Source organism: Hyphomicrobiales bacterium (assembly GCA_002869065.1).
In the GTDB taxonomy this organism is placed as follows: domain Bacteria; phylum Pseudomonadota; class Alphaproteobacteria; order Rhizobiales; family Rhodobiaceae; genus Rhodobium.
This window is the reverse complement of record PKTR01000002.1, coordinates 207399-220857: the sequence shown is the minus strand read 5'-3', so window position 1 is coordinate 220857 and position 13459 is coordinate 207399. Positions and strand designations below refer to the sequence as shown.

The window sequence follows — 13459 nt, the reverse complement described above, 5'->3', positions numbered from 1 at the left end:
GGCATAGGACGAACGGCAGGAACACTGTCGTTCGAACGGGGGAAACGGTTCGCCGGACAATGGGGGACGGCGGCCCTAAACACCAAAGTCCGTATGGCCATCGCCCTGCGGAATGATCATTTAGCAGCCGCTGCGGCGGGCAGAAATGAGGAGTGGGAGGAATGAACGAACAGCTCGGGAGTACGAAGCTGACCTTCCGTCGCTTTGAAGACGGCGACACTGAGATCGACGATCTTCAGGAGGTGATCTTTAAGGCGGATCATTCCTACAAGTGCCCGACCTACGTGCACCGGACGCCGCCGTGCCAGGGCTCGTGCCCGTCCGGTCATGAGATCCGCGGCTGGCTCGCGATCGCTCGCGGCATGGACAAGCCGACCGTCGAAGGCATGAGCTGGCAGCAGTATGCCTTCGAGCGGATGGCCGAAGCCAATCCGTTCCCCTCGGTGATGGGTCGCGTTTGCCCGGCGCCGTGCGAAGACGGCTGTAACCGCAACGAAGTCGACGATTTCGTCGGCATCAACGCAGTCGAACAGTATGTCGGCGACTACGCCATCGAGAACAAGCTGACGCTGAAGGGACCCGAAGCCGAATCCGGCAAGAAGATCGCCGTCATCGGCGGTGGTCCGGCCGGCCTGTCGGCCGCCTACTTCCTGCGTCGCCGCGGTCACGGCGTGACCGTGTTCGAGGCGCACGACTATCTCGGCGGCATGATGCGTTTCGGTATCCCGGGCTATCGTACCCCGCGCGACATGGTCGACGCTGAAATCCAGCGTATCCTCGACCTCGGCGTCGAAGCCCGCCTCAACACCAAGATCGGCGAAGACATCACCGTCGAGCAGCTCGAAGCCGACTATGACGCCATCTTCTGGGCCATCGGTGCGCAGAAGGGCCGTCCGCTGCCGGTCCCGGGTTCCGACGCGCCGAACTGCATCACCGGTGTCGACTTCCTCGAAGCCTTCAACCAGGGCTGGGTCGTCCACACCGCGAAGAAGATCGTCGTCGTCGGCGGTGGTGATACCTCGATCGACGTTGCCTCGGTTGCTCGCCGTCTTGGCCACATCAACTCCGTGGCCAAAAAGGACACCGCGGCCGATCCGGGCGTGCTCGGCTTCACCGCGCACGACGTTGCCGGCACTATGGCGCGCGAAGGCGTCAAGGCGACCCTGACCTCGCTCTTCCCGATCGAGGAAATGACGGCTGCCGAGCGCGAGCGTGAAGACGCGCTGCGCGAAGGCGTCGACATCAAGGGTGGTGTCATGCCGCTGGAAGTCGTCCTTGGCGACGACGGCCGCGCCATCGCGCTCAAGATGTGCGAATGCGACATGGACGGCATGCGCCCGGTCCCGCGTGAAGGCACCGAGTTCGAAATCGAATGCGACATCATCGTCTCGGCCATCGGCCAGATGGGCGATCTGTCGGGCGATCTCGAAGGCCTCGACAATGGCCGCGGCTTCATCGATGCCGACAAGGTCTTCAAGGTCAAGAACAAGGACAAGCATTTCGCCGGTGGCGACATCCTGCGTCCGCACCTCCTGACCACGGCCATCGGCCAGGGTTCGATCGCTGCCGAAAGCATCGATCTGTTCCTCCAGGGACACCTGTCCGACAAGCGTCCGAAGGTCGACGTTCATCACTTCAACCTGATGAACGAGCTGCGCAACCGCAAGCTCGAGCCGAGCCCGTACGATCATACCCAGACGCGCGGCACTTCGGACGAGAACTTCGCGGTTCACAACTACGAAGATCGTTCGACCTCGCAAATCATCGCGCACGAGGAACTCTTCCTCGGTCACTTCAAATATGACGGGCGCGAGATCCGTGACGAGAAGCACGTCGAAAGCGAAGAAGTCGTCGGCAACTTCGAGGAACGTCTCATCGGTCTGACCGAGGAACAGGCGATCCACGAAGGCAAACGCTGCATGAGCTGCGGCATGTGCTTCGAGTGCGACAACTGCGTTATCTTCTGCCCGCAGGACGCCGTCTTCCGGGTCAAGAAGGATCAGCGCGCGGTCGGTCGCTACGTCGACACCGACTACGGAAAATGCGTCGGTTGCCACATCTGTAAGGATGTCTGCCCGACCGGCTACATCCAGATGGGACTCGGGGAGTAATCGGCCATGGCCGGCTGCACGCGTATTCTTGCCACGATCGGCGCCACCTTCGCGGTGTTGGCGACCGTGCTGGTCGGTGCTGCCGGCCTTGCCACCTCCGCCTCCGCCGAGAGCGGTGTTCCCTTGCCGCAGGTTTCCCGCGGCAAGGGCGATCAATGCGTTGAAGATACCGCCTTCATGCGGCGTAACCACATGAAGATGCTGCATCATCAGCGCGACGAGACGATGCATAATGGTATCCGCACCAAGCAGTTCAGCCTCAAGGAGTGCATCGACTGCCACGCGGTGCCGGGCACCGACGGCCAGCCCGTCAAGGTGTCGGACCCGAAACATTTCTGCCGTTCCTGCCACGACTATGCGGCGGTGAAGGTGGACTGCTTCGAGTGCCACGCCTCGACGCCGGAGGCCTCGGGCCAGGCTGCGAACGAAGCCATGCCGGATCATTCCGACGTGGCCGCGCTCGCCGAATATCTGGGGAAAGTGGGACAATGATGCGCGACTGTGGCAAATCGCAGTGCGGCTGCTCCGACGGCAACGTCGACTCCGCAAGCGCTGCGATCGATAGCGGGCGGCGCGCCTTCCTGCGCGGTGCCGCGGCGGCAACCGCCTTCACCATCATGCCGGGCGTGACACTCTACGTGCTCGGTGACGAAGCGCACGCCAAGGACCCGGCGACCGCGGTTTCCTCGAAGAACCGCTGGGGCTTCCTCATCGACATCTCGAAGTGCACCGACGACTGCACGGCTTGCGTCACGGCCTGCCGCACCGAAAACGGCGTCGCAGACCCGGAGAACCTCGAGGTCGACGCACAGTGGATCCGCAAGGTTTTCCTCAAGGATCCCGAGACCGGCGCCAAGAAGTCACTGCCGGTGATGTGCCAGCATTGCGCCTCGCCGCCCTGTGTCGACGTCTGTCCGACCGGTGCCTCGTTCAAGCGCGCCGACGGCATCGTGCTCGTCGACAAGCACATCTGCATCGGCTGCCGCTATTGCATGATGGCCTGCCCCTACAAGGCACGCTCCTTCGTGCATGAGCCGCTTGAAGATCAGAAGCCGTATGCGCCGCGTGGCAAGGGTACCGTCGAATCCTGCACCATGTGCGTGCATCGGGTCGACGCCGGCCAGATGCCGGCCTGTGTCGATGCCTGCGGCAGCGAAGGCAAGGGCGCCATGCTGTTCGGCGATCTCAACGATCCCAACAGCGAAATCGCCCAGCGCCTCGCGTCCTATCCCACGACCCGGATTCGCGCCGACCTCGGTGTCGCGCCCGGCGTGCACTACCAGAATCTGTAAGGAGACGCGGCATGGCCCGGATCGTCTACCGCGAACTGAAGAAACCGAAAGCCTTCTTCTACGGCCTCGTCGCCCTCCACATCGTCGTGGTCGGCCTGCTTGGCCTCGGCTCCTTCTGGTACATGGAGCATCATGGCCACATCGTCAGCGGCATGAACAACCAGGTCGTCTGGGGCACGCCGCACGTCTTCGCGGTGTTCCTGATCGTGGCCGCATCCGGCGCCCTCAACGTCGCGTCGATCTCCTCGGTCTTTGCGCAGACGGCCTACAAGCCGTTCGCCCGGCTTTCGGGCCTGCTGGCGATCGCGCTACTGCTCGGCGGCCTGTTCGTTCTGGTCCTCGATCTCGGCCGTCCCGACCGTCTGACGGTCGCCATGACGACCTATAACTTCAAGTCGATCTTCGCCTGGAACATCTATCTCTACACTGGCTTCATGGTCATCGTGGCCGCCTATCTGTGGACGATGATGTCGCGCGAGGGCGGCCGCTTCTACAAGCCCGTCGCCTATCTCGCCTTCGGCTGGCGCCTGATCCTGACCACCGGTACCGGCTCGATCTTCGGCTTCCTCGTTGCCCGCGAAGCCTATGACGCCGCGCTCTACGCGCCGCTGTTCATCGCCTCGTCGTTCGCCTACGGCCTCGCCTTCATGGTGCTGGTGCTCATGACCATGGGCAATACGCTGCAGGAAGAGCTGATGTCGGAAGAGGTGATCTCGAAGTTCCGCCGGATGCTCGTCATCTTCATCTTGGCGACTTTCTACTTCACCGTCGTGATGCACCTGACCAACCTCTATGCGGCCGAGCATCAGGGCGTCGAGCGCTTCATCCTGTTCGGCGGCAACATCTACACGACGGTGCTTTGGGTCGGTCAGTTCCTGATCGGCATGGTTCTGCCGATGCTGATCCTGCTTAACCCGACGATGGGCGCTTCGCGCAGCGGATTTTCTCTCGCTTCCATCCTTGTCCTTCTCGGCGGTGTGGCCCAGATGTATGTCATTATCGTCGGCGGCCAGGCTTACCCGCTGAACCTGTTCCCCGGCATGGAGGTCACCAGCACCTTCGCCGACGGTCAGGTTGGGCAGTACACGCCTTCGCTCCCCGAAGTTCTGCTTGGGGTCAGCGGTGTGTCGTTGGCGATGTTGATCACCGCCATTGCCCTGATGGCTCTGCGCGTCCTTCCGCGCGATCCGGCAAGGCAGGCGAACGCCTGATTAGAGCGCTTTCCCGAAAAGTTGCCAGACTTTTCGGATTAGAAAACGTGTGAAACCAATCAGACAAAGCATGTTGCGTTTTGTAAGAAAAACGCAACATGCTTTGGTTTCGTCAGCAGGAACCCGTCGGCACCCAGTCCGATCCGGCCGGTTCCCGCCGGCACCCAACGGAGTGGATGTCATGAATCCTGAAGCGCATCCTTTCGCGCGGTTCGTCGCAATTCTCGGCCGAGGCAAGAGTCTCACCCGGTCGCTGACCGTGGAAGAGTCCGAGGAAGCGATGGCGATGATCCTGCGCGACGAGGTCCGGCCCGAGCAGCTCGGCGCCCTGTTGATGCTTCTGCGCGTCAAGGAAGAGAGCCCGGAGGAAATCGCCGGCTTCGTACAAGCGGTACGCAATTCGATCACCCTGCCGGCCAATGCGCCCGCCGTCGATCTCGACTGGTCGTCTTATGCCGGCAAGCGCCGTCAGCTCCCCTGGTACCTGTTGTCCGCGCTGGCGATGGCCCGGAGCGGCCTGAAGGTCTTCATGCACGGCACCGAAGGCCACACCGCCGGGCGCCTTTACACCCGTGAAGCCATGAATGCGCTCGGCATGCCGGTCGCGTCGTCCTTTGATGAGGCTGCCGCACAGCTCACCAGTGGCAATTTCGCCTACATGCCGCTTGAGGTCATGTCGCCGAAGCTGAAGGAACTGATCGAGCTGCGCCCGGTGCTCGGCCTGCGTTCGCCGGTGCATACACTGGCGCGCATGGTCAATCCGTTCAAGGCCGATGCGACGCTGCAGGGCATCTTCCATCCCGGCTACATGGAAATCCATCAGGGTGCAGCCGTCATCCTTGGCGAGAAGAACATGGCTGTGTTCCGCGGTGAGGGCGGCGAGGGCGAACGCCGCCCGAACAAGCCGGTCGACGTGTGGACCGTTCATGACGGCAAGGCCGGCGAGGAATACTGGCCGCCGCTGCTGCCCGAACCGCGCCAGGCCGCGGACGAGGACATGGATATCGGCCGACTGTCGGCTCTGTGGCGCGGCGACATCACCGATGACTACGCCGAGGCTGCCGTGGTCGGCACGATCGCGATCGCGCTACGTCTGATGCGTCGCGCCGACAGCATCGACACCGCCCAGACGATGGCGACCGCCATGTGGGCCGACCGCGACAAGGCGAACTTCCCCGCCGTCGCCTGACGGCCGGGGTTTTCCAACGGATAGTCATCCCGTTAGCGGGAATTCAGGGGCAAAAAAGCGGGAAAACACCGCCAGAGTGTGACAAAGTACCGGCGACGATGATCGCCGGCACTTCCGGCGACGAAAACAGGCAAAAAGCTCGCGTCGAGGGAGGGGATTATGCGGACACTTTGGAATCTACTGGCGGTTATCGGCCTTCTGGCCCTGATTGCGGTTGGCTATGGCGCTTATGCCTATGGACCGACCCTGATGCAGGTGCGAAATCTCGATCCGGGCGCGGTGCAGACCTATACGGGCATGTTCCAGCGCCTGCTGGAAACCGGATCGTCGGCCGAGGCGACGGTATGGAAGTCCAAGGTGGCCGATGGCCTGACCTTCGAGGAGGTCGACAACTCGATCCAGTCGATCGCGGCGGAAAACAACATCAAGGATGTCGGGTCGCTGCCGCTGTCGAACCATGTCGAGGCCATGACCGGCAAGCCGTGGCGCAAGGTCAAGATCTATCTCTACTGCAACCCGCTGACAGCGGCGAAGATGATGGATTACGACGACGCCTTCGCGGCCTATCTGCCGTGCCGGGTAACGCTGGTCGAGGACAAGACCGGCCAGCTTTGGATCTATTCGCTCGACATGGACATGATGATCCATGGTGGCAAGACGCTCCCCGACGGCCTGCGTGAAGAGGCCGTGCACGTCAAGGAGATCATCCAGGATGTGATGAAGCGGGCGGCGGAAGGCGATTTCTGATACCGGAGTTCCTTTCGGACCTCTGGTGTTTTAGCTGCGGTGTCTCCAGCCGATGTGGCGGGGGACGATGCGGCACCAATCAGGGGTCCGTTTCCTGAAATGGGCGGGCCGTTCGTTCAGTCGGCGTGGGCGCAGCATGCGCCCTTGCCGGTCGTGGCAATGAGTAGCGGCCGTGGCGCATATCTTTCTTTCAGCCGCCCACAAATCGTCGGGCAAGACGACGCTGACCATTGGCCTCGCCGCGGCGCTGGCCCGGCGTGGCCGTGTCGTCCAGCCTTTCAAGAAGGGCCCCGACTACATCGACCCGATGTGGCACCGCCACGCTGCCGGCCGCGCGTCCTATAATCTCGACTTCAACACCATGACGGCCGGTGAGATCGAGGCGACCTTCGCCGCGAACCTGGCCGGTGCCGATATCGGCCTCATCGAGGGCAACAAAGGCCTCTATGACGGCATGGATATCGAGGGCAGCGACTGCAACGCGGCGCTCGCCAGGATGCTCGACGCACCGGTCGTGCTGGTGCTCAACGCCGAAGGCATCACGCGTGGGATCGCTCCGCTCGTCATCGGCTATCAGGCCTTCGACCCACAAGTGAAGATCGCCGGCCTCATCCTCAACAGCCTTGTTTCCGCGCGCCAGGAATCGAAGATGCGCGCCGTGCTCGAACGCTACACGGATCTGCCGGTGATCGGCGCCGTCGGACGCGATCGCAATCTCGGTGTGCTTGAGCGCCATCTCGGACTGGTGCCGCCGGATGAAGCTGGCGGCCCGGCGGAACGCATCGCCCATATCGCCGATGTTGTCGAAGCCGGCATCGACCTCGATGCCTTCGAGGCGATTGCCGCCACCGCGCCGGTCGTGACCGCTCCACCTGTCGTGCCGTCTGTTCCGTCGCCCGATCTGCGCGTCGGCATCACCCGCGATTCCGCCTTCGGCTTCTACTACTCCGACGATCTCGAGCGGTTCCGTCAGGCCGGTGCCGAGCCGGTCTTTTTCGATTGCCTGAGCGATCCGCATCTGCCCGATGTCGACGCACTGTTCATCGGCGGTGGTTTCCCGGAAACCCACATGCAGGCGTTGTCGGCGAACGCGTCTCTGCGCCAGGAAATCCGCGCGGCCATTGAAGCCGGCATGCCGACCTACGCCGAGTGCGGCGGGCTGATGTATCTTTCCCGCTCGATCTTCTGGAACGGCGAACGCCACGACATGGTCGGCGCCGTTCCCGCCGATGCGGTGATGAACAGCCGGCCGCAGGGCAGGGGGCTCGTCCGTCTTGCCCCGACCGGCGAGGCGCCATGGTCGCCGCTCGGGTCGTCGTCGCCCGTGGTTGCCGCCCATGAATTCCACTATGCCGGGCTGGAAAACGTCGCCATGGGCAGCCGCTATGCCTACCGCGTCGAGCGCGGCCATGGCATCGACGGGACCAATGATGGCATCGTCATCGGCAATCTGGTCGCCAATTTCGTTCATTTGCGCCACACCGCGGCGACGCCCTGGGTCGACCGCTTCGTTGATTTCATCCGCACCACAAAAAGGGCGCGCGCCGCAGCCCCGGCAACCCTCACCTCACGATCGACCGAAAAGGCATGATCATGTCTGCTTTGCCAAAAACCACCCCGGCGATCGCCGGCACACCGTTCGATCTCAATGCCGACGACGCCTACCGCCGCTGGCGTGACGAAAAGCTGGAAAATCATCCCCGCAGCGCGGAGGACCTGCTCGTCGAGGTCGGCAACATCGCCGATCTGACCCCGGCTGAGCACGAAGCTCTGCTCGATCGCTGCCGCCGCGCCAACATGGCGCTCTATCGCTGCGGCACGCCCTGCGACGACCCGGTTGCCGTGCGTGACCGGCTACGCGCGCTCGCCCGCCAGTTCGGCATGGACGATCTGGAAAACCACCGCTCAGCCGCCGAGGACGGTCTCGTCGCGCTCGAGGTCGTCGATCAGGGCGGCCGGCATGGCTTCATCCCCTACACCAACCGGGCGATCAACTGGCACACCGACGGCTACTACAATCCGCCGGAGGCGCCGATCCGCGCCATGGTGCTGCATTGCGTTCGCCCGGCGGCATCCGGCGGCATCAATGGGGTGCTCGACACCGAGATCGCCTATATCCGCCTGCGCGACAAGGATCCCGAACTGGTCGCCGCCCTGATGCACCCCGAGGCGATGACCATTCCCGCCCATGTCGAGGACAATGGCCGCGAGCGCGCAACGGCGGCCGGTCCGGTCTTCGCCTTTGATCCGGTCACCGGCACGCTGCTGACCCGCTACACCGCGCGCAAGCGCAATGTGGTCTGGCGCGACGATGCCGCAACCGCTGCGGCGGTTGCCGCCCTGCACGAGCTTTTCGACGGCGACGAGCCGTTCCTGTTCCACCATCGTCTTGCTGCCGGCGAGGGATTGTTGTGCAACAACGTGCTGCACGATCGCAGCGGGTTCGAGGACGATTCCGATCCGAAAAAGACAAGACTTTATTTTAGGGCGCGCTACATAAACCGTATCGCCGGCAGTTTGCCGGCGTCCTTGTCCGTCCCTGCATGAGGAAAGAACACAGCAATGGCCAATCTCAGTGATCTGATCATTCAGCACCCCGAGGTGACCAATTTCGACGATCTCGTCCTGCTCATCATCGATGCGGCGAAGAACGGCGAGCGGTTCCTGCATTTCGACGTCAAGCCGGACTATCGCGACACGCCGCGGAACTGGGAACTGAAGCTCGAATCCGCCTTTTACTGGGGCGACAAGGTCCAGTCATGAGCGGCGATACCATTGAACGCCTCGACCGCTTCATCGCGCCCTATCGCCAGGAAGTGACCCTGTCGAAGGTGACCTTCGAGAGCGGTATGCAGTTGATGCGCGTGGCGATCCGCGAGGGACACCGCATCACGCAGCTCGACATCGACAAGGACACGGCGGCGCATTGGGCATCGGTCATGGCCGACTGGGCTGCTGCATCCAACGATGCGACCGGCGGAGCTGCCGACTAGGCCGGCTTCTCCTTGGACAAGCGCCGGTCCGCACTCTATTAACGGCAGAAAGAAAAACCAGACGCCATCGCGCCGGGCCCGTTCGGGCAGCTGAGGGAGCGGTGGCACCACGAGGAATGGGTAAATGGACCAGTTGCCGATCTTTCTCGATATCCGCGGCAAGCGGGTCGTTGTCGTGGGTGGCGGAACGGCGGGTGCGCGCAAGGCCGAAACCGCACTGCGCGCCGGCGCCAAGGTAATCGCCTTCGCGGAAGAGCTGAGCGGCGACTACCGGGAAATCGAGACGCAAGAGAACTTCAGCCATGAAGCCCGTCCCGTCGGCGCCAGCGATATCGCCGGCGCGGTGATCGTCTACGGTGCCGAGGAAGATCGCGACGCCGACACGCGCACCTATGAGATGGCGAAAACGGCCGGGGTTCTGGTCAACATCGTCGACACACCCGATATGTGCGACTTCGTCACCCCGGCGATCGTCGACCGCGATCCGCTGCTGATCGCGATTTCCTCGAGCGGCGCATCGCCGATACTCGCGCGCATCATCAAGGCCCGCCTGGAAAGCATGATCCCGTCCGCCTATGGCCGCCTCGCCCGCTTCGTCGGCGATCTGCGCGGCAAGGTGGCCGAAGTGCTGACCGACGGCCGTGCCCGTCGCCGCTTCTGGGAGCGGGTGATTGACGGCCCGATCGCCGATCTCGCCTTGTCGGGAGCCGAAGAGGCCGCCCGCAACGATTTCGAGGCGGCGCTCGCAGAGGCCGCCGGCGAACGCCGCCACGACGCGATAGGCGAGGTCTATCTCGTCGGCGCCGGTCCGGGCGACCCGGACCTGCTGACCTTCCGCGCGCTTCGTCTGATCCAGCGTGCCGACGTGGTGCTCTACGACCGCCTGATCGATGACTGTCTGCTCAATCTCGTGCGCCGCGACGCCGAGCGGGTTTACGTCGGCAAGATGAACAAGAACCACACCATGCCGCAGGAGGACATCTCCCACCTGATGGCGCGCCTCGCGATGGAAGGCAAACGCGTGCTCCGGCTGAAGGGCGGTGACCCGTTCATCTTCGGCCGTGGCGGCGAGGAAATCGAGGTGCTGGCCGAAAAAGGCGTGCCGTTCCAGGTCGTGCCGGGCATCACCGCCGCATCGGGCTGTTCCTCCTACGCCGGCATCCCGCTGACCCACCGTGACCATGCGCAGGCCTGCATCTTCGTCACCGGTCACGGCAAGGATGGCCGCCTCGATCTCGACTGGAAGACGCTGCTGCAGCCGAACCAGACCGTGGTTGTCTATATGGGCCTGTCGATGCTGCCCGAGCTGACCCGCGAATTCATCGACCGCGGCGCGGATGCCTCGCTCCCCGTTGCCGTCATCGAAAAGGGTACCCGCCGCAGCCAGCGCGTCGTATCCGGCACGATCGCCGATATCGCCGACAAGGTCGAGGCGGCGGGCGTCCAGAGCCCGGCGCTCGTCGTGCTCGGCACAGTCGTCACCCTGCGTGAGAAGCTGAACTGGTATCAGACCGACTCGGCCGCCTCCGATGAAGGCGACTGTCTGCGTTCCATGCCGCTTGATCCGCTCGAGTCGGCGGACCTCGCCTGACCGACACAAGGACGATCGCAATGAGCGATGGTGTCATCCTTGCCCTGATCTACGTGGTGAGCGCCGCACCGCTGCTGTTCCTGCCAGGATGGCGGGCGCTTGCCGTCGCCGCTGTTGTGTGGCTCGGGGCAAGCATCTGGGTTGTCGAATTCTGGCAGCCCGCCGCCGACCTGACCTTCTCTCAAGCGCTGTTCCGCGCGTTGCAATTGATCACCGGCCTTGCCGGGTCGGCCGCGGCCATCGTCGCGCGCGCGTCCGTTCTGTTGCTGAAAAAGCGCGGGGTTTCGGTGCTGGCCTATGGAAGTGCGGCGGCGGTCCTGTTGCTGCTTCCGCCTGTCATGGCGTTGCTTTTCAGCAAATAGTCTTTCGCCACGTTTCCACACAGCCGCCCGCACGGGGTGCCGCCCAGCGCGGGATACCGTCACGGGCATTGTAGCACGTCGACCTCGCGGTCAAGCTTTGCCGAGATGCAAGCCGCGTTCCGTTCCGTTGCGTTCCGGGCTTGGCGCGCAGTCCGCTTTGTGTGCTCTGGTCCGGGAACTGTCTGACTTTGGCCAATGCCGGACATGGCGGTGGAACTATAGAGAAGGCGAAAGGCCGGAAGGTCGGAAAGGGATGGGAACCGCGGGGCGCCTTTTGGGGCGCAAAAGAAAACCGCCGCTCGATCTCTCGGGCGGCGGCTTTGTATTCGTCTGCGTAACGCTTGGATGCGTCGGCGCTTAGTGCTTGTAGACCGGATCGTCCATGATCGGCTTCGGCGGGTTGAAGGTGTACTTGTAACCCACCGTCAGTTCGAACTGATGCATGGCGATGTCGACGTTGTGCGCCGGATTGCCGAAGCCCGGAAGCTCGGCGCCGCTCACCTTGGTCTCCGGAACATAGGAACCGGCCAGCTCGATCGAGTGATTCTCGTTGAGGTCGTATTCCAGACCACCGGTGATGTGGTGCTGGACGACGCCCGGGGCGAGGATGTTGAACATCACGTCGCGCGGATCGATCGGGTTGGTGTTGTAGGAATAACCGGCACGCAGCGTCAGGTCCGGCGTGGCGTCCCATTCGACACCGATCTTGAAGATGTCGACGTCATCCCAGCCGAAGCCGGCGCCGTTGCTACCGCCGAGGCAGGTCGAGGTGCCGACGATGCCGCAGGTCAGGATGTTGGTCGACGGATTGGAAATCGCGTCCACCGAGCCGTAGAAGATGTGCTTGTAGTCGACCATGACGCGGAATTCTTTGCTCACGTCGAACGCGGCACCGACCGTGATGTTGGCCGGGATATCGAATTTGCCGCCATTGGCGAACAGGCCCGAATACTTGTCGAACTTGGTCATCCACATCTGCGTCTGACCGGCGAAGCCGAGACGCAGACGGTCGGTCACGTCGATCTCGATACCGGCGCGGAGACCGCCACCATACGAGTAGTCGTACGGATCGTTGAGCAGGTCGCCCGGATCCAGCGAAGCGGCGGCAAAGGCCTGCAGGCCCTGTGCGCGGAAGCGCTGCATCGCGAACATCGGCGTGATACCGAAGGACAGGGCGCCCATGCGGCGGGCATAGGTCGCGCCGACCATCATCTGCATCAGGTCAACGCCCGATTCGCCCATGCAGTAGGTGCCGGAGCCGAAGGTGCCGAGCGGGCAGGGGCCGTTGACCAGCGTGCGCGGCGTTGCGGCCCACGAGGTGTTCATGCCGCCATTGCCGATGACCATGAGGCCGACGGAGGAGTCTTCGTCGAGCTGGTAGGCAAAGGCGAAATTCGGAATGAGGTGCCATTCGCGGCCCGACTTGGTCGTGCCGAGCGGCGTGAAGCCGTACGAGAACGGAGCCGGCAGAGCGGACGAGCCGGTGAATTCGCGGCGCGGGCTGAACAGCGTGAAGGCCGCGTTGATCTGCGTGCTGACGCCGGCGAGACCCGCCGGGTTGATCGCCGGGGCCGTCGCATCGCGCGAATCGGCAACGCCGGCACCGGCAAGCGCCTTGGCGCGGGCGCCGTAGCCATTCTGGAAATAGCCTTCGGTCGCGTGTGCGGAAACCGCGGACAGGCCAAGCAAAGCGGCCGCAAAGGCCGGGATCAGTTTACGAGTGGTCGTCATAATTTAGCGGTTCCCCCAGGTCGTGGTGACGAAATCTCTGCCCGGTTGTTTTCTTGTTCCGGACCTTCCCGACGGGCAACCCCTCTCCCTGGACAGGAGCTTTGCCGCGATCGGGTCGAGCGTTCGTCAAATCAAGAGTCGCGTCGACGGCAGACGTTAGCATTGACCGTTGCCGTCGACTGACACAATTCCGCAACACTCATTCACAAATGAGCATGTATTGCGGAAAAAA

12 protein-coding genes and 1 pseudogene are annotated in these 13459 nt (G+C 63.2%); 12 read left to right on the top strand and 1 reads right to left on the bottom strand.

Annotated elements, in window-relative coordinates:
- Positions 1–161 precede the first annotated feature (161 nt).
- From C0606_04765 to C0606_04710, 12 genes and pseudogenes are all read left to right on the top strand, one after another.
- Entirely contained in the window at positions 162–2111 is a 1950-nt protein-coding gene (locus C0606_04765) for a glutamate synthase (protein ID PLX37603.1), read from the top strand.
- A gap of 66 nt (positions 2112–2177) precedes the next feature.
- Positions 2178–2537 (top strand): annotated as a pseudogene (locus C0606_04760) (Hdr-like menaquinol oxidoreductase cytochrome c subunit).
- Between the two features lie 191 nt (positions 2538–2728).
- On the top strand, positions 2729–3403 hold the full coding sequence (locus C0606_04755; protein PLX38677.1) for a 4Fe-4S ferredoxin: 675 nt from the start codon (positions 2729–2731) through the stop codon (positions 3401–3403).
- A gap of 11 nt (positions 3404–3414) precedes the next feature.
- Positions 3415–4614: a molybdopterin oxidoreductase gene (locus C0606_04750; protein PLX37602.1), complete on the top strand. Its 1200-nt coding sequence runs from the start codon at positions 3415–3417 to the stop codon at positions 4612–4614.
- A gap of 181 nt (positions 4615–4795) precedes the next feature.
- A complete protein-coding gene (locus C0606_04745) occupies positions 4796–5803 on the top strand; it encodes a glycosyl transferase family protein (GenBank protein PLX37601.1) in 1008 nt (335 codons plus the stop codon).
- A gap of 159 nt (positions 5804–5962) precedes the next feature.
- Positions 5963–6550: a hypothetical protein gene (locus C0606_04740; protein PLX37600.1), complete on the top strand. Its 588-nt coding sequence runs from the start codon at positions 5963–5965 to the stop codon at positions 6548–6550.
- Positions 6551–6722: 172 nt separating this feature from the next.
- The gene (locus C0606_04735; GenBank protein PLX37599.1) at positions 6723–8141 is read left to right on the top strand and encodes a cobyrinic acid a,c-diamide synthase; all 1419 of its coding nucleotides are present in this window, start codon (positions 6723–6725) and stop codon (positions 8139–8141) included.
- A 2-nt stretch (positions 8142–8143) separates the two neighbouring features.
- Positions 8144–9097, top strand: a complete 954-nt coding sequence (locus C0606_04730) for a taurine catabolism dioxygenase TauD (GenBank protein PLX38676.1) — start codon at positions 8144–8146, stop codon at positions 9095–9097.
- A gap of 15 nt (positions 9098–9112) precedes the next feature.
- Positions 9113–9313 (top strand): sulfur relay protein DsrC, encoded by a 201-nt coding sequence (locus tag C0606_04725; protein ID PLX37598.1) that lies wholly within the window; start codon positions 9113–9115, stop codon positions 9311–9313.
- A complete protein-coding gene (locus C0606_04720) occupies positions 9310–9543 on the top strand; it encodes a hypothetical protein (GenBank protein ID PLX37597.1) in 234 nt (77 codons plus the stop codon). Before C0606_04725 ends, C0606_04720 begins: the two co-directional genes overlap by 4 nt.
- Before the next feature lie 124 nt (positions 9544–9667).
- Positions 9668–11134, top strand: coding sequence for a uroporphyrinogen-III C-methyltransferase (gene cobA / locus C0606_04715; GenBank protein ID PLX37596.1), 1467 nt, complete (start codon positions 9668–9670; stop codon positions 11132–11134).
- Positions 11135–11154: 20 nt separating this feature from the next.
- Positions 11155–11496 carry a hypothetical protein gene (locus C0606_04710; protein PLX37595.1) on the top strand — a complete coding sequence of 114 codons (342 nt, stop codon included), beginning with the start codon at positions 11155–11157 and terminating at the stop codon, positions 11494–11496.
- Positions 11497–11853: 357 nt separating this feature from the next.
- Here C0606_04710 and C0606_04705 read toward each other — a convergent pair whose 3' ends face one another.
- Positions 11854–13227 (bottom strand): hydrocarbon degradation protein, encoded by a 1374-nt coding sequence (locus C0606_04705; protein ID PLX37594.1) that lies wholly within the window; start codon positions 13225–13227, stop codon positions 11854–11856.
- Positions 13228–13459 lie beyond the last annotated feature (232 nt).